Genomic DNA, 17,209 nt, shown 5'->3' on the forward strand with positions numbered 1-17,209 from the left:
GCATACCAAACAATAACAATAATTATTACGCATAAATAGTTATTTAACGTGTAATATTTTCCCAAATAAATGAAGCAATCAGAGAACCAATTACCCCCAATAATATTGCCACTAATGAGGAAATTATAAACGACCACATAGGGTATTTTTTTACAAATTCAGCAATTCTATAATATACTGGCTTTTGAATTTTAATCAATTCACCCTGTATTGAATCTAGTTTATTTTTAGGAACTTTATCTTTTGCTAAATCAATTAAGCAAGAGTCACATATTTGCGGCTTGTTCACAGAATAAATAATATCACTTTTGATTCCATTCATATCAAAGACACAACCACGCGTTTCATCATGTGTAAAATTAGCTCTTTCATTTTTCAATGGTATTCTATTGTCATTCCTTAAATAAATCAAAGAATAAGAGTATGCTAGTCTGTAAACTAAATTTTCCAAAGGTATATTATCATATTTTAAAAAATCAGCCATTTCGTGAAAGGTTATACAAATTCTATTATTACTGAACCTCCTTGCATAATAATTGCACTCGAGAGGAACGTGCGTCATTGCAATAAGAAAGTCTCCATCATATTGGCTTGGCAACATTTTTAAAATATTTTTGTCCATAAATTCCCAATTATCCCCATCCGCATTATCAGTTATAGGATAATTATCAATCGAATTATCTAATTCAAAAATACATGATTTATATTTTGTTAGTTTTATTTTATCTAGATTCACAGGCAATTGACCCAGAGTAACAAGTTTTATTTTCAGCATTCCCATTTATCAAAGTCTATTTTTTAAAAATTGAAAAAAATTTGACACAAACTTTTTCACACAAAACGCATTAGTTCAGTAAGCAAGTTGCGTGATGTCAACCTTATCCACCCATTATTGTATCAATATCTCTCAAGTGCTCAAGGCACGATACTGTGCAAGTTCTAGGCACCGCCAATATCGTCATCAATCTTCAATACGTACGCCTAACGCGTTGCTTGTGCGTCCTTTTTGCGGGAAAACCGTAATAGCACGTCGCCCCCCCGCAATTGATACGTACCAACTGGCCTGCCGAACTTCGGCTCCGTACCTGTAGCCAACGTACAGCTGCTCCGGATACCTTTGCAGCGGCCTGCCGCCTAGTAATCCGGGCAAGTGGGTCTGCTGCACGCTTTCAACTCTGCTTTTTTCACCCAACCAACCCACATGGCCTCCGGACTTTTTGCCTTACTAGATGATATTTCGGCTTTAGTGAAAGTCAGTGCCGCCAGCCTGGACGATGTGCCGGCACAGGTGGCCAAAACCACCGGCAAGGTGTCGGGCATCGTGATTGACGATACGGCCGTGACGCCCAAGTACGTGGTGGGCCTCGACCCCAGCCGGGAGCTGTCCATCATCTTCCAGATTGCCAAAAAGTCGCTGTTCAACAAGCTGCTGATTCTGACGCCGGCGGCGCTGGTGCTGGGCTACTTCGCGCCCTGGGCCATCACGCCCATCCTGATGCTGGGCGGGGCCTACCTGTGCTACGAGGGCTACGAGAAGGTGCATTCCATGTTCAGCAAGCACCCCGAGGCCCACGCGGAAACCGAGCAGCTGGAAACCATTACGCCGGAGGAGCTGGAAAAGCAGCGCGTGGCCGGCGCCGTCCGTACCGACATTATTCTGTCGGCCGAAATCATGGCCATTGCCTACAGCCAGGTAACCGACCAGCCCATCGTGAACCAGATTGTGGTGATGCTGGCCGTGGCGGTGTTCATCACGGTGGCCGTGTACGGCTTCGTGGGGCTGATTGTGAAGGCCGACGACATCGGCCTGCACTTGGCCGAGGGCGACAACAGCGCGGCTACCAAGAGCTTCGGCCGCGGCCTCGTGAAGTTCATGCCGAAGTTTCTCAGCATCCTGAGCTACGTGGGCACCGCCGCCATGCTGTGGGTGGGCTTCGAAATCATTGCCCACGGCATCCCCTTCACCGCCCACCTGCTGCACGACCTGGAAGTAGCCCTGGCCTCCATGCCCGCCGTGGCCTGGCTGGCCAAAGTAGTGGCCTGCGGCCTGGGCGGTCTGGTGGTTGGCTTCGTGGTTGACCAGATAGTACGGCTGGTGAAGAAGGTGCTACCGGCCAAAGACAGCAAGTAGGGTGCGGGGCTCGCCCCCGCCCGTCGTCCCTGCGCACCGGTTGCACAATAGAGGCCCAGGCCATTAAATCGGCGCGAACAGTGGGCGGGGACAAGCCCCGCACCCTACTCCGCCCATTCACCGATCAGCAGTTCCTCTCCCACTGCCTCTCCTCATGCACATCTTCGTCATCAACTCCGGCAGTAGCTCGCTGAAGTACCAACTATTTCGCTGGCCGCAGGAGCAGCCGCTGGCCCGCGGGCTGGTGGAGCGCATCGGCTTGCCCGATGGCCAGCTCACGCACACCACCCTGCTGCCCGATGGCCGGGAGCACACCGAACGCCACACCCTGCCCATCCCCGACCACCGCACCGGCCTGGAGGAGGCCATGCGCCTGCTCACCGACCCCGAAACCGGCGTTTTGCCCGATCCCGCCGACGTACAGCTGGTGGGCCACCGCGCCGTGCACGGCGGCGAGGAATTCCGGGAGCCGACACTGGTAACGCCGGAGGTGAAGGCCCGCATCCGGGAGCTGTTTCCGCTGGCCCCGCTGCACAACCCGGCCAACCTGCTGGGCATGGAAGTGGCCGAGCAGCTGTTTCCGCAGGCCCGGCAAGTGGTAGTGTTCGACACGGCCTTCCATAGCACGTTGCCGCCCCATGCCTACCGCTTCGCGCTGCCCGAGGAGCTGTACACCCGGCACGGGCTGCGCGCCTACGGCTTCCACGGCACCAGCCACCAGTTTGTGAGCCGCGAAACCCTGCGCTACCTGGGCCAGCCCGACGCCCGCGTGATTACGGTGCACCTGGGCAACGGCTGCAGCATGACCGCCACCGTAGCCGGCCGCGCCGTGGATACCAGCATGGGCTTCGGCCCGATGAACGGGCTGGTGATGGGCACCCGCGCCGGTGACACCGACCAGGCCGTCATTTTCCACCTGGTAGAGCAGTTGGGCTACTCGCTCGACGACGTCAAGAACCTGCTCAACAAGGAAAGCGGCATGCTCGGCCTCACCGGCCACAGCGACATGCGCGACATTACGCGCCAACTCAACGAAGGCGACCCGCGCGCCCGCCTCGCCTACGACCTCTACGCCCACCGCATCAAGAAGTACCTCGGCAGCTTCTTGGCCGTCCTCAACGGAGCCGATGCCGTGGTGTTTACGGGCGGCGTGGGCGAAAACGACGCGCTGGTGCGCCAGCTGGTGTGCGCCAACCTGGACTTCCTGGGCATCCAGCTCGATGAAACCGAAAACGCCCGCCGCGCCCCTGGCATCCGGGAGTTGTCGGCAGCCGGCAGCCGGGTGCGGGTGCTGGTAGTGCCCACCAACGAGGAGCTGGAAATTGCGCGGCTTTGCGCGGCCGTATAATGGTATAGCCGCCCCGGTCCGGCGGCTCTTTCAGCCGTCGGGCCGGTCGTCGTCAGAACGGTACGGCCACTGCACTTTATCGGCTACCCTGCCTCGTTCACGCGACGACCGGCCCGACGGCTGAAAGAGCCGCCGGACCGGAGCCGGTTGCTACTGCCGGGCGTGCACCAGACTATCGTATTTTTCGTGCAGGCGCTTGGGTATTGGGTGCAGCAGGAAATTTCCACGCTCCGTTGCTAGTGTCAGGTGCTGAGGGCCGCTTTTGCTGACAGCCACTATGGAGTATTTGCCCTGTTCACTGCGCAACAGGTTCAACCGGCTGCGGGTGTCCTGCCGGTTCCATTGCTGAATCAGGGCTTGTAGCTGACAGCTGTCGGGAATCCATGAATTGCCCAGTTGCTTTTGAAAGCGCAGGGCGCTGAAGAAGCTCATATCCGGAAAGCAGGCTATGACGTTTGACTGGGGAGGCGTCACGACGATTTCAGCCGGCACTTCCAGGGTGCCTCTTCTGCTCCACTCGTAGCCGGAGGCAATAATGCCGGTGCCTACTCCCAGGACAAACAGCAGAGGATACCCTGCCCAGAGAGGCACAGGACTTTTGAATTTAGTCATGGATGGTTGAGGGCTTGGCAAACAATTTTCCACGCAGTTCCTGGAATATGTCTTTCCCTGAACTCGAAAAGCTGAGTGCCGCAGGTTCCTCTCCTAGGACTGGAAGATAGACCACGTACGCATTGCCATTCATCATGTCATACAGCTGCCTGGCCTGTAGGCTGGCAGGCACAAAATCTTGAATATACCGTAGCACGGCAGCTTCCTGGGAGGAGGTCAGTGGCTGGCGTTTATGCAGCAGAAACTTTCTGTCTGTCCGGGAGGAACATTCCGTTGAGTCTACCCAGTATTCTGCCAGAAAGGGACGCTTGATTTTTATCATTTCCTCGTAGCCTATCTCCTGATGATCTACCTCTTCCTGATACACCTTAATCATTTCGCGGTGCCCACCCCACTCCCCACACCCGGCATACCCAACCTGTATGCGGATTGTGTCTTGATATCTGATGTTGGGTAAGCCCTGCAAAGTGTGGGCGGGCGTCGGAAGCAGCTTCGGCAACAGCACAAACGCCGCGCACACCAGCACAAACAAAACGGGAACTACCTTCTGGAGCATAGCGGGGCCTGATTACGCGCCAAGGTAAGCGGCAACACGATTCCTTCTGTCTTCTCCCCCCGCAACCTGCTACCTTCGCTACCCGGCCTTGGCGCGCTACGCAACTCTGTGGCGCTTGCCGGGGTTCTTAGCCTGCTCACCCGCTATTTCCGTCTTTTGATTTCTATAGCTGCTTCTCCCTGGTTGATTTTGCCGTGCCTGCTGGCGGGCGCGGCCTATGCGGCGCTGCTCTACTCGGCCAAGGCGCCCTGGAGCCGTCGCCTGAACTACGGGCTGGCGGCGCTGCGCTTCGTGGTGGTGAGCTTCCTGAGCTTCCTGCTCCTCTCGCCATTCCTCAATACCACGACCACCACCACCGAGAAACCCACCATCGTACTGGCCATCGACAACTCGCAGTCGGTGGCGCTGTTCACGCCCAAGCCGGTGCTGAGCCAGGCCACCGGCGGGCTACGGCAACTGGCCGCCGCCCTGCAGGCCAAGGGCTTCACGGTGGAAACCCGCCCGCTGGCCGGCCCGGCACGCGCTGCCGATTCCTTACGCTTCACGGCCCCGGCCACCGACCTCAACGCCCTGCTGAGCGGCATCCAGGAAAGCTACGATGGCCGCAACCTGGCCGGCGTGGTGCTGGCCTCCGATGGTATCGTGAACCAGGGCCAGTCACCGACTTTCGCGGAGTTCCGGTTCCCGATTTACAGCCTGGCCCTCGGCGACACGGTGCCGAAGAAGGATTTGAGCTTGCCCGCCCTCACCTACAACCGGGTGGCCTTCAGCGGCAACCGCTTCCCCCTCGAAGCCGACCTCACCTACGATGGGTTTGCAGGCGGTGCAGCCGTGGTGCAGCTGCGCGAAAACGGCCGCGTACTCCAGACCCGGCGCGTGGCGCTGCCCGCGGGCCAGCGGCGCACCAAGGTGGCCTTCACGGTGGTGGCTCCTGCCCCCGGCAAGCGCCGCTACGAGGTGGTGGTAGAGCGCCAGGCCGGCGAATTCACGGCCCTCAACAACAGCAAGTTTGCCTACATCGAGGTGGTGAAAGGCAAGCTGCGGGTGCTGCTGGCCGGCGCCGCCCCCCACCCCGACCTCAAGGCCCTGCGCGCCGCCATCCAGGGCAACGACAACTTCGACCTTGTCACCTACCTGCCCGGCATCAGCCCGCTGAAAGCCGGCCAGGACTACGATGTGGCCATTTTGCACCAGTTGCCGGCCCGCTCCGGCGTGGGAGCCGAGGTGCTGGCCGAGGTGCGCCGCCGCCGCACTCCGGCCTTGTACGTGCTGGGCGCGCAGTCTGATTTCCCGGCGTACAACGCCCTCAGCACCGGCCTCACGGTGCAGCCCCGCGGCTCCCAGACCGACGACGTGACGCCCACGCTCAACCCGGCTTTCTCGCGCTTCACTTTTGAAGAAGACGCCCTGCGCCGCTTTGCTGCCTACCCGCCCGCCCCGGTGCCGTTCGGCGACTACCGGCTGGGCGGCGGCGCCGAAGCTGCGCTTTGGCAGCAGGTGGGCCGGGTGCGCACCCAGAAGCCGCTGCTGGTCTTCGGGGGCACGCCGCAGCAGCGCCAGGCCACCCTGCTCACCGAGGGCAGCTGGCAGTGGCGCCTGCAGGAAGCCGTGGAGCACGACGACCGGCCCGAAGCCTACGACCGGCTAGTGAACCGCACGCTGCAGCTGCTCACCCAAAACGCCAACAAGAAGCGCCTCGACGTGTATCCCACCCAGGACGCCTTCAGCTCGCAGGACGACGTGACCTTCGCGGCCGAAACCTATAACACCATCTTCGAGCGCATCTACGGCCAGCAAATCACGCTCACCCTCACCGACGAGCAGCAGAAAACCCGCACCTTCACCTACACTACCACCGAAGACGGCGCCCCGCTGCACCTGGGCGCGCTGCCCGGCGGCCTCTACCGCTACGTGGCCCGCGCCACCCTCTCGGGCCAGCCGCAGCAGGACCGCGGCGAGGTGCTGGTGCAAGAGCAGCAGCTTGAAGCCCTGCAAAGCCGCGCCGACCACAACCTGCTCTACCAGCTGGCCCGCCGCAGCAACTCGCGCCTCTACTTCCCGCAGCAGTTTCAGCAGCTGACGGATGATATTCTGAAGGCCGACTACAAGCCCGTCATCTACTCGCAGGAAGACCTGAAGGACCTGATTAATCTGAAGTGGCTGTTTTTTGTGCTGCTGGCGCTGGCCACGCTGGAATGGGCCATCCGCAAGTATTCCGGTGGCGTGTAATGATTTGAACGGTGTAGAGACGCAATATTTTGCGTCTCGTCGTTGAATGGTCTGCGTCCTGTCTCCGGAACAACATCACCAACGACGAGACGCAAAATATTGCGTCTCTACTTCATTGTAATCTCTGGCGTAATAATGCGTGGTACCTTTGCGCCATGCGTTACATTCTGCTCAACAAGCCCTACGAAGTCCTCACCCAGTTCACCGACGAAGCCGGGCGCAAAACGCTCAAGGATTTCGTGGCCGTGCCCGACATCTACCCGGTTGGCCGGCTGGACTACGACTCCGAAGGCCTCGTGCTGCTCACCGACGACAAGCAGCTGCAGCACCGCCTGTCGGAGCCGCGCTTCAAGGTGCCGAAAACGTACTGGGTGCAGGTGGAAGGCATTCCGACCGAGGCCGCGCTGGAAAACCTGCGCCGCGGCGTCGACCTGAAAACCGGCTACACCAGCCCGGCCGAGGTGGCGCTGCTGCCGGAAGCGCCCGAGTTGTGGGAACGCAGCAAGCCGGTGCGCTTCCGGGCCGCCATCCCCACCAGCTGGGTACAAGTCCGGATTTCGCAGGGCATGAACCGGCAGGTGCGCAAGATGACGGCCGCTGTGGGCTACCCCACCCTGCGCCTCGTGCGCGCCAGCATCGCCGACCTGGCCGTAGCCCAGCTGCAGCCCGGCCAGTGGCGCGAGCTGACCGAAGCCGAAGTGCAGGCCCTGCGCGAAGACATGGCCGCCCAGACGGCCGCCGCCGGCACCTACAAGCCCACCACCAAAACCTCGGAATACTGGCCCGGCGGCGTACGCCCGGCCAACAGCAAAACCGGCCAGAACAGCGCAGGCGGCTACAATCGGGGCGGCTTCGGCGGCCAGGGCGGTACTAAAGCCGGCGCTGCCGATGGGCGCGCCGCCGGCAGCCGCGGGGCAGGCCGACCGGGCACGTTCAGCGCCAAGCCTTCCAACGGCAAGCCCAAAAACGCCTCGCCCGGCAAAACCGGCAGCAAGCCCGGCCCAAAATCGGCGGGGCGGGGCACGGCGGGCCGCAAGCCCGGCCCGGCCGGTGGCGGCCGTAGCAGCCGCGGCTAGTAGCCGATATTGTCTACTGGGCGTGCTATTAGAGCTAAAGCTAGTTCCCCTCCTTTGGAAAGGAGTGGTTAGGGGTGGTCGATCCTGTCAGAACGGCTTTATTAGATCTAACTCTAGTAAACCGTCCACCGATCATCAACCACCCCTAGCCCTCGCCGCTTGATGCGCGGAACTTTCCAAGGAGGGGAACTAGTCTTAGCGCTAGCTTTACATATGCCCCCTATCCTAAAGCGGCTCCTCGTCTGCTTCTTGCTGGCAGCCCTATCCCTAAACGCCGTGGCATTTTTCCATGCCTGGCGCTTCACGCATTTCACCACTGAAACCGGCTCCCACACCGATAACCCGGAGCAGCTGACGGCGCTGCAGAAAGTGGGGATTCTGCTCACGGGTATCAAAAACCCGAAGCCCGTCAACCAGCAGCGGCCAGCTTTTCCGTACCGTACGGTGTACCTCAGCAGCCCCAACGGCCGGCTGGAAACCTGGTACGCTACGGTGCCCCGGGCGCGCGGCACCGTGGCCCTGTTTCATGGCTACACCAGTTGCAAAAGCAAGCTCCTGACCGAAGCCGGCTACTTCCGTAGCCTCGGCTACAACGTGCTGCTCACCGACTTTGCCGGCAACGGCGGCTCCGAAGGCAACGTTTGCACCGTAGGCCACCATGAGGCCGACGACGTGGCTACGGCCGTGCGCTGGCTGCAGCGGCAACCCGGCCCGGTGTTCGTCTACGCCAACTCCATGGGCGCCGTGGCCACACTGCGCGCCGAAGCCGAGCTGGGCGTCCGGCCCGCCGCCAATATCCTGGAGTGCCCCTACGGCTCGATGCTGCAGACCGCGCAAAGCCGCTTCCGCTCCATGCACGTGCCGCCCTTCCCGATGGCCAACCTGTTGGTGCTGTGGGGTGGCGTGGCCAACGACTTCTGGGCTTTCGACCTCGACGCCACGCGCTACGCCGCCCAAGTCAGCACGCCCACCCTGCTGCTCTGGGGCGCCGCCGACCCGCGCGTGACCCGCCCGGAAACCGACGCCATTTTCGCGGCATTACAGGGTCCCAAGCAGCGGCAGGATTTTGTGGGTTCTGGCCACGAGCCGTACTGGTGGAAGCATAAGGCACTTTGGGAGCATACGGTGGCCCGCTGGTGTAGCCGCCACGCACCGGTTCGTTGAGCGCGCCGGCGGCCGTCACCACTGGGTACCCGAGCCAGTTGCGGCGGCGGGCAAGGAACGGAAGAAAACGCTGCCCGGCGAGGCGCAGCCGTTTAAGAAAGTGCCGGCAGTGAAATTGTCATCCGCTTCACAAAAAAAGCTCTGCCGACGTCGACAGGGCTTTTTTTGTGCTTTTATACGAGCCGCAGAAACCGGCCTGAGCTACCCTGCCAACACAACCTCGGCGGAGGCAGCGGGCTTGTGGTTCCGGCGTGGAATAATCAGGTTGCGTTTGGCTTTTTGCTGCAGCAGCGCGGCGGCCAGTAGCAGCAGCAACACGGCCTGGAAGCTGGCCTCCGGCCCAAACGCGCCCCCGGTTAGCAGCGGATGCCCCATTAGGTTGGTGGTGAGCAGGCTGCTGGTTTTTTCATTGCCGGAAGTCACGGCCCCAAAAATGCCCGACTGCACAAAATTCCAGGCGAAGTGAATGGCAATGGGCAACCACAGGTTGCGGGTAGCCACGTAGGCTAAGCCGAACACCGCCCCGGCCACCACCACACACAGTCCCGACAACAGCGTACTGCCCGGATTGGCCAGGTGCAGCAGTCCGAAAACGAGTGCTGAAATGGCCAGGGCCCAGTAGCTACCCAGCTTTTCTTCCGCAATTCTGAACAGGATACCGCGCAGCATCACTTCCTCAAAAATAGCCACCGAGAAAGCCACCGATAGGGGAATCAGTACGCTGGCCGCCGGCTTCACGGCTACCACCTGCACCTTGCCAAGCAACGCAATTACCAGGATAGTCAGACCTTGCAGAACCGCGCCCAGTGCCAGTCCGGTGCCAATAGTCCTGCCCCAGCGGCTCAGCGACAGTTCCGTAACGGCCCGGTGCTCGATGCGCCCGTAGAAGCTGCGGTAAGTCCAGACTACGGCCGCGGAAGAAATCAGCCCTTTGATGAGGTTGCGGGAGTTTCTGTCGACAGGAAATACATCGAAGAGGTTGGCGGCGAGCTGTTGGGCCAGGATAAATACCACGAAGCAAACCAGTATGCCACCGAATATTCTGGCTATCGACGTGCTCAATACCCTCTGTTTAAAAGATGCAGCGCTCATGGGAGTACGGGTTAGGGGTTGTTGTGACAAATGTGCCCCTTACCGACGGCCAGAAATAGAATGAAATTAGCCTCCCCTTTATTTTTTCACCGCACCCGTTTCCTGGTGTTTGGCCGCCGCGCCCGGTTTATCCCGCGCTATCATAAATGCCACGCCGGTGACGCACCACCTTCGTTGCATGACCCCCAGGCGCTTTAACCACGTAGCCGGGAAGCTCATCGGCTCATCAGCCGGGTTGACCCCAGCCGGCTGTTCGCCAGCCGAACGCCCGTTACAACTTCCTGAAATCCTTGGGCAGGAAACGGGTTTGCGCTTTGAACGTCCGGATAAAATGGCTCTGGTCAGCAAAACCGCACTCTAGGGCAACTTCCGTCAGGGAATGAGCCGGCCGGGCCAGCAGCCCCAGCGAGCGGCTGATCTTTAAGCGCCGCATATACTCGCCGTAGGTGCAGCCAAAGTATCGGGGGAAGTGCTTCGAAATGGAAACCGGACTAATACCAAGTGTTGCTGACAGCTGCCCCAAGCCAGGGTTTTCATTCCAACAATCATTCAGCAACTCAAACAAACTACTCACCCATTGCGGGTTGTGCACAAACCGTTGCGCAAAATTCGCATCCGCAGCGTAGTCGGCAAGCAGCATCTTGATGGAATCATCCGAAAACGAATCCTTCACCAACGACTCTTTGTACATCCGCAGAACCAGAAGCTGTGTCTTAACCAAATTAGCAGCACCCTGCTGAAGCTGCTCCTCGGTAATGCCGTGGGTTTTCAGAAAGTATTCATCAAACTCCACATTGATGTTTTTCGACGGGAACAGGGTATCCTGATTTAGATGCAGTTCGTCGCTGTGATAGAACAGCACGGAGCCCGGGTGCACGGCGTGGGTTTCGTGCCGCCTTTTTTCGAGCGTCCCGCCCTTCAGAAACAGCGTGATGTGCGCGTTCTGGTGCGAGTGCCAGTTCTCCGAAACCTTCTTCTTGTACTCCGCCTCAATCACCGAAACGCCCTGCCCGCTACTAAACTTGTGTTCGGTAGTGCCCAGATAGGTTTCCTTACTCAGATGATTCATCTAGTGGTGCGCATAGCGAGAGTGGCAACGCGGAGTAAGGTATAAAAAGTTGGGAAAGGCGCGGCAGTATGAATCGGAGCCGATCAAGCAGGCTATGAAGTAGCTTAGAAGTCAGCAGACCGTCATGCTTCGGAACTGGCTTGCTGGGCCACATGCTGTGCATGACCTTCCTGAAATTTTTAGACTTACTAACCAGCTTCTCCATAACGAGGCCACACCGCAGGTGACCGTCGCCAGTATTGCTCCTGCCCGCCTGTCAGGGAATCCCCACGGTGATTTTCCCGTAGAAGTCAGACCGTCCGGAAAGAACGGCCCAGCTTTGCCCAAAATGACAATCTGTCACGAAAAAGCAGGCTTTTTGCGGCTGGTACGCGTCTTGTAATTCCCCCAACGCGAGCAATTCGCATCCTACAACCTGACACTCCAACTCCTAACCGATAACCATTCAGATGGGCAAAATAATTGGTATTGACCTCGGCACCACCAACTCGTGCGTGGCCGTTATGGAAGGCAACGAGCCGGTAGTTATTCCGAACAGCGAAGGCCGCCGCACCACGCCTTCCATCGTGGCATTCCTCGACAATGGCAAGGGCGAGCGGAAAGTCGGTGATCCGGCCAAGCGCCAGGCGATTACCAACCCCAAAAACACGCTGCAGTCGATTAAGCGTTTCATGGGCCGCGGCTTCGGCGAAGTGACCGAAGAAAGCAAGCACGTTTCCTACGAGCTGGTGCGTGGCTCCAACAACACGGTAGCCGTGCAGATCGGCGACCGGCAGTACACGCCGCAGGAAATCTCGGCCATGGTCCTGCAGAAAATGAAGCAGACCGCCGAAGACTACCTCGGCCAGCCCGTAACGGAAGCCGTTATCACGGTACCTGCTTACTTCAACGACGCCCAGCGCCAGGCTACCAAAGAAGCTGGCGCCATTGCCGGCCTCGATGTAAAGCGCATCATCAACGAGCCCACGGCCGCTGCTCTGGCGTACGGCCTCGACAAGAAGCACAAAGACCAGAAGATTGCCGTGTATGACCTTGGCGGCGGTACGTTCGACATTTCCATTCTCGAGCTGGGCGATGGCGTGTTTGAAGTACTGAGCACCAACGGCGACACCCACCTCGGTGGTGACGACTTCGACCAGGTAATCATCAACTTCCTGGCCGAGACGTTTGCCTCGGAAAACGAAGGCCTCGACCTGCGCAAAGACGCTATGGCCCTGCAGCGCCTCAAGGAAGCTGCCGAGAAAGCCAAAGTGGAGCTGTCGTCGTCGACCGAAACCGAAATCAATCTGCCGTACGTGACGGCTACCGCCTCGGGCCCCAAGCACTTGGTGGTGAAGCTGAGCCGCGCCAAGTTCGAGCAGCTGGCCGATAACCTCGTGCGCCGCTCGATGGAACCTTGCAAAAAGGCTCTTCAGGATGCCGGCCTGAGCACTTCCGACATCGACGAGGTTATCCTCGTGGGTGGCTCGACGCGCATTCCGCGCATCCAGGAAGAAGTGGAGAAGTTCTTCGGCAAGAAGCCTTCGAAGGGCGTGAACCCCGACGAGGTAGTAGCCGTGGGCGCTGCCATCCAGGGCGGTGTGCTGACCGGTGAGGTGAAGGACGTACTGCTGCTTGACGTGACCCCGCTTTCGCTGGGCATCGAAACGATGGGCGGCGTGATGACCAAGCTCATCGAAGCCAACACCACGATTCCAACCAAAAAGTCGGAGACGTTCTCGACGGCTTCGGACTCGCAGCCTTCGGTGGAGATTCACGTGCTGCAGGGCGAGCGTCCGCTGGCTTCGCAGAACCGCACCATCGGCCGCTTCCACCTCGACTCGATTCCGCCAGCACCCCGCGGTGTTCCGCAGATCGAAGTAACCTTCGACATCGACGCCAACGGTATCCTGCACGTGTCGGCCAAAGACAAAGGCACCGGCAAAGAGCAGAAGATCCGCATCGAAGCCTCGTCGGGCCTGACCGACGCTGACATTGAGCGGATGCGCAACGAAGCCGCTGCCAACGCCGAAGCCGACAAGGCCGAGACGGAGCGCATCGGCAAGGTAAACGCCGCCGACTCGATGATTTTCCAGACGGAAAAGCAGCTGAAAGAGTACGGCGACAAGCTGAGCGCCGGCAACAAGACGGCCGTTGAAAATGCCCTCGCCGACCTGAAGAAGGCCCACGAGAGCAAAGACATCAGCCAGATTGATACCGCCATGGAGGCCATCAACACGGCCTGGCAGGCAGCCTCGCAGGAGATGTACGCCCAGGGCGGTGCCGAAGGCGGCCAGCCCGGCGCCGACGGTGGCAACCCCTTCGGTGGGGCCGGCCAGCCCGGCGGCAACGGCCAGCAAGGCGCCAACCACGACAACGTAACCGACGTGGACTACGAAGAAGTAGGCAAGTAACTCACTTATCGGCGCTGCTTGTTGAAAACAGAAAGGCCCGGAGCAGCTCGCTCCGGGCCTTTCTGTTTTTCAGCCGGGCTGGCTTCCGCCGCTTAGCTGCTGCTGCCGGCACCGGTACTGCGGCGGGCCTGAACGTAGGCGGCCGCCTGATTCTGCACAAGTGCGCCGAGTGGGCTGTGTGCACCAGTGCGCTGTAACGGAGCGGAAGATTCCCGGTCCCTTCCCTACGAAACCGCCATCTGGCAGTCGTTTTACAGCCCGCCAGTAACGCAAACAGCCCAGGCGCTTGCCTGGGCTGTTTGCGTTACTGGCCTTCGTATTTGTAAGCAGAAGATCTGCGGTTTGCAGACGACTCGTTAGGTAGTCAGCTCCTTTTTCTCGCCAGGGTTTTCGGCTTCCTCTGTTTCCTCTTCGTCTTCCTCCTCGAAGCCCTCCTTTATCTTCTCGGTGGCTTCGGCGTGGTCGTCGGCGTCGGCTTCCTCGCAGTTTTCTTCCTGCTCTTCCTTGTCGTGGGGCTCGTAGCTTAGCTTGATATAGATGGGGAAGTGGTCGGAGCCGACGTAGGGTAGGCGCTCCATGTCATCGACCTTGAAGTGGGCCGACACAAATACGTGGTCGAGAGGCCAGCGCAGCAGGGAGTAGTCGGCGTGAAAGGTGGGCAGCAGGCCGCGGCCCACACGCGGGTCCATGAGGCCGCTGATGCGCCGGAACAGCTCGGAGGTGTGCGACCAAGCCACGTCGTTCATGTCGCCAAACACAATGGTAGGCTCATCTTTTTTGTCGATGGCCTTGCCGACCAGCAGCAATTCGGCGTCGCGCTTGGTGCTGGTTTTGGACTCGGCCGGTGCTGGTGGCTTGGGGTGCAGGCCGTACACCCGCACCCAGGTACGGCCGTCGGCGAGCTGCACGCGGGTGTGCAGGCTGGGCACATCGTCATCCAGCAGGTACTTGATTTCGCAGCCTTCCAGCGGCAGACGCGAGAAGAACAGCAGTCCGTACGTGTTGTCGAGTGGCTCGTGACAGGTGTAAGGATGGGTGGTTTCCAGCGGCTTCAGCTGCTCGTACCACCACTGGTCGGTTTCGACGGCCATGATGATGTCCGGATCCATCTTCTGAATGGCCTGCAGCGCCTTTTTGCCCTGCTTGTTGAATTGCAGAACATTCATCATTACCAGGCTCAAGTGGCGCTTGCCGTCTTTGAGCGTGCTGTCGCCCACCTGCTTTTTCACCAGCGGGGTGTAAGGCACAATCCGGAAGAACTGATACACCACGGCGGCGGCCAGCAATAATAACGCCGCCACCCCCCACCAGCCCGGCAGCGTGTGCCAGCCCAGCAGCACCGCCCCCAGCATTGTAAGAAGGGTGATAGCCACAATCTGCAGACGCGGGAAGTCGAACACCCGGATCCACCAGGCCGTTGCGCGCAGCAGCGGCAGCAGCGTGGCCACAATGCTGGCCAGCGTCAGGAGCATTACCAGGCCATGAAGGGCAGTGAGCCACCAAGGCAACGAGTCGAAATCAGGCATCAGAGCAGAAAAGGTGTGGAAGGGAATCGGCGGGAGAGCAGGCAGGGTGGCTATTCGTCGTTGAAGCCGCCTTTTCGCAGCTCCTCGATGGTGCGCATCACTTTATCTTTAAGCGAAGTACGGTACTTTTCCAGTACGTCGTGCAGGCGGGCGTTGCTGAGAGCCAGCATCTGAGTGGCCAATACGGCAGCGTTGGTGGCCCCGTCTAGCGCTATCGTAGCTACGGGCACGCCGGCTGGCATCTGCAACATCGACAGAATGGAGTCGAGGCCGTGGATGGAAGCCGACGACTTGATAGGCACGCCAATGACGGGCAGCGTGGTGAAGGCCGCCACCATGCCGGGCAAATGGGCCGCTCCGCCCCCACCGGCAATGATAACGCGCAGGCCGCGCTTACGGGCCGTTTCGGCGTATTATACCAGCCGGTGCGGCGTGCGGTGCGCCGACACCAGCGTAATTTCATAGGGCACATTGAACTGGCGCAGCAGCTCGGCCGCCGCCGACATGATTTTCAGGTCAGACTGAGAACCCATGATGATGCCCACCAGAGGGGTTTCGGTGGCAGCAGCGGCGTCGGCGGCCGCCACCGTGGGAGGAAGCGTGGTATTCATGTGAGCGGAACGAGAGAGAGGGAAAAACAGGATAGGCCTGCCGGGGAATTGCTTCTACGGGCTGCCCGGGCTACGGTTGAGCCATAAACATAGCATTTTCCCTGCTTGCTGATTCTCAAAGGCTCGTACCTTTACCCGCAGCTACACGCCCGGCCCATGGAGATACTGCTCGCCACTTTTACCACGCTGTTCTCGGTTGTGAACCCCTTTGGGGCCATGCCGGTATTTCTGACCCTGACCGAGGAAGACACGCCGGCCGAACGCGCCAACATCGGCCTGAAGGCCTGCCTGTACATGGTGGGCGTGCTCACGGTGTCGTTTTTTGCGGGGCAATACGTGCTCAACTTCTTCGGTATCAACATCCACCACCTGCGCATTGCGGGCGGCATCCTGCTCATGCGCTCGGCCTTCGACCTGCTCACGCCGGGCGGCAACCGGGCCAAGGTGTCGGAGGAAACGCTGGAGGAAAGCATGCACAAAAACGACATCAGCTTCACGCCGCTGGCCATGCCCATGCTCTCGGGGCCGGGCTCCATGGCCGTGTGCATCGGCCTGTTTACGGGCAAGCTCAGCTACTCCGACATGGGCCTGATTGTGCTGGGCTTTGTGCTGGTGGCGCTGGCCGCTTATATCATCCTGATGTCGTCGCTCAGGCTTACGCGGTTTCTGGGGCGGCCCGGCATGGCGGCGCTGGCCCGCATCATGGGCTTCCTGACGCTGGCTATCGGCGTCAACTTTATGGCTACGGCTATTATAGCGCTGTTTCCGGGGCTGAGCCGGTAGCAATGAGTCTTTTATTGATACTTCTGCTTGCAGTCTTTTTGCTGCTGCTTGCCCCGATAAGCATCTGCTGGGGCATTTACCACTGGTTGGCTAAACGTTCCCGGAAAGCAGCCAGGCTGTTTCTGTTTTTGCCCATAACTACCTACCTGATAGCGGGCTACTTTATATATACTGCATTCTATCCGACCGACGACTTTTACGAGAAGGAATTTCACCAAATCACCTCTTTCCCCTTTCCCAAGGAAGGTCGCATCATAGATAAAGATGCAAGCTACCCTGACCAACACGGCGACTACAGCGCCTGCGCACGAATTAAGGTTCCGGCTTCTGTTTATCAGCATATTCTGCACGAGGTGGCTACTGATACAACCCTTTCACGGGTGACTTTCGCCCATGATTCCACATTTATCAGCAGCGAGCAATTTATTGCAGTGGCAGGCGGTATAGAGCCTGCTTTATTCGCGCATAGCTTAAGCGGAGGTAGTTCCGTCATGAATGCGTATCGGTTTATTGGCTTTTTAGCCGACCGCAAAACCATCATTATCTACCGGTGCAGTAGTTAGAAGAACCCTAATTCGGACTGCTGATGAGGCGTGTGCGGTTGCAAACTATGTAGCGT

The 17,209-nt window shown here is 59.0% G+C and carries 14 protein-coding genes and 1 pseudogene; 8 read left to right on the plus strand and 7 right to left on the minus strand.

Translation table 11 applies throughout. From position 1 onward, the window contains the following. Window positions 1-43: 43 nt before the first annotated feature. Window positions 44-775 (minus strand): hypothetical protein, encoded by a 732-nt coding sequence (locus N008_RS22940; protein ID WP_197062937.1) that lies wholly within the window; start codon window positions 773-775, stop codon window positions 44-46. Window positions 776-1,201: 426 nt separating this feature from the next. On the opposite strand from N008_RS22940, the gene N008_RS02860 reads away from it, so the two are divergent. Both N008_RS02860 and N008_RS02865 read left to right on the plus strand, forming a co-directional pair. Further along, on the plus strand, window positions 1,202-2,131 hold the full coding sequence (locus tag N008_RS02860) for a DUF808 domain-containing protein (protein ID WP_044018236.1): 930 nt from the start codon (window positions 1,202-1,204) through the stop codon (window positions 2,129-2,131). Window positions 2,132-2,285: 154 nt separating this feature from the next. Then, the gene (locus N008_RS02865) at window positions 2,286-3,479 is read left to right on the plus strand and encodes an acetate/propionate family kinase (protein WP_044013602.1); all 1,194 of its coding nucleotides are present in this window, start codon (window positions 2,286-2,288) and stop codon (window positions 3,477-3,479) included. Between the two features lie 150 nt (window positions 3,480-3,629). Here the strand turns inward: N008_RS02865 and N008_RS02870 are convergent, their stop codons facing one another. After that, window positions 3,630-4,091 (minus strand): hypothetical protein, encoded by a 462-nt coding sequence (locus tag N008_RS02870; protein ID WP_044013604.1) that lies wholly within the window; start codon window positions 4,089-4,091, stop codon window positions 3,630-3,632. After that, window positions 4,084-4,647, minus strand: a complete 564-nt coding sequence (locus N008_RS02875) for a hypothetical protein (RefSeq protein ID WP_044013606.1) — start codon at window positions 4,645-4,647, stop codon at window positions 4,084-4,086. Before N008_RS02875 ends, N008_RS02870 begins: the two co-directional genes overlap by 8 nt. A gap of 189 nt (window positions 4,648-4,836) precedes the next feature. Here N008_RS02875 and N008_RS02880 point away from each other — a divergent pair, with 189 nt between their 5' ends. The 3 genes from N008_RS02880 to N008_RS02890 all read left to right on the plus strand — a co-directional run bounded on the left by N008_RS02880 (window position 4,837) and on the right by N008_RS02890 (window position 9,116). Beyond that, window positions 4,837-6,876, plus strand: coding sequence for a hypothetical protein (locus tag N008_RS02880; protein ID WP_052381828.1), 2,040 nt, complete (start codon window positions 4,837-4,839; stop codon window positions 6,874-6,876). Between the two features lie 155 nt (window positions 6,877-7,031). Then, window positions 7,032-7,952: a pseudouridine synthase gene (locus tag N008_RS02885; protein ID WP_081910577.1), complete on the plus strand. Its 921-nt coding sequence runs from the start codon at window positions 7,032-7,034 to the stop codon at window positions 7,950-7,952. Between the two features lie 276 nt (window positions 7,953-8,228). Beyond that, a complete protein-coding gene (locus tag N008_RS02890) occupies window positions 8,229-9,116 on the plus strand; it encodes an alpha/beta hydrolase (RefSeq protein ID WP_197062938.1) in 888 nt (295 codons plus the stop codon). Window positions 9,117-9,317: 201 nt separating this feature from the next. On the opposite strand, the gene N008_RS02895 is transcribed toward N008_RS02890, so the two are convergent. Continuing rightward, on the minus strand, window positions 9,318-10,130 hold the full coding sequence (locus N008_RS02895) for a CPBP family intramembrane glutamic endopeptidase (RefSeq protein WP_052381128.1): 813 nt from the start codon (window positions 10,128-10,130) through the stop codon (window positions 9,318-9,320). Between the two features lie 349 nt (window positions 10,131-10,479). After that, window positions 10,480-11,277, minus strand: coding sequence for a helix-turn-helix domain-containing protein (locus tag N008_RS02900; protein ID WP_044013610.1), 798 nt, complete (start codon window positions 11,275-11,277; stop codon window positions 10,480-10,482). 449 nt (window positions 11,278-11,726) lie between these two features. Here N008_RS02900 and dnaK point away from each other — a divergent pair, with 449 nt between their 5' ends. Then, window positions 11,727-13,670, plus strand: a complete 1,944-nt coding sequence (gene dnaK / locus N008_RS02905) for a molecular chaperone DnaK (RefSeq protein WP_044013612.1) — start codon at window positions 11,727-11,729, stop codon at window positions 13,668-13,670. A 356-nt stretch (window positions 13,671-14,026) separates the two neighbouring features. Here the strand turns inward: dnaK and N008_RS02910 are convergent, their stop codons facing one another. Together N008_RS02910 and purE are read right to left on the minus strand one after the other, a co-directional pair. After that, the gene (locus N008_RS02910; protein ID WP_071884473.1) at window positions 14,027-15,196 is read right to left on the minus strand and encodes an endonuclease/exonuclease/phosphatase family protein; all 1,170 of its coding nucleotides are present in this window, start codon (window positions 15,194-15,196) and stop codon (window positions 14,027-14,029) included. A 50-nt stretch (window positions 15,197-15,246) separates the two neighbouring features. Beyond that, a pseudogene (purE, locus tag N008_RS02915) lies at window positions 15,247-15,729 on the minus strand (5-(carboxyamino)imidazole ribonucleotide mutase). 183 nt (window positions 15,730-15,912) lie between these two features. Between purE and N008_RS02920 the strand changes: the two are divergent. Together N008_RS02920 and N008_RS02925 are read left to right on the plus strand one after the other, a co-directional pair. Next, a complete protein-coding gene (locus N008_RS02920; protein ID WP_231569771.1) occupies window positions 15,913-16,590 on the plus strand; it encodes a MarC family protein in 678 nt (225 codons plus the stop codon). A 38-nt stretch (window positions 16,591-16,628) separates the two neighbouring features. Beyond that, the gene (locus tag N008_RS02925) at window positions 16,629-17,153 is read left to right on the plus strand and encodes a hypothetical protein (RefSeq protein WP_156108980.1); all 525 of its coding nucleotides are present in this window, start codon (window positions 16,629-16,631) and stop codon (window positions 17,151-17,153) included. Window positions 17,154-17,209 lie beyond the last annotated feature (56 nt).

Origin of the sequence: Hymenobacter sp. APR13 (assembly GCF_000737515.1) — a bacterium.
Classification (GTDB): Bacteria; Bacteroidota; Bacteroidia; order Cytophagales; family Hymenobacteraceae; genus Hymenobacter.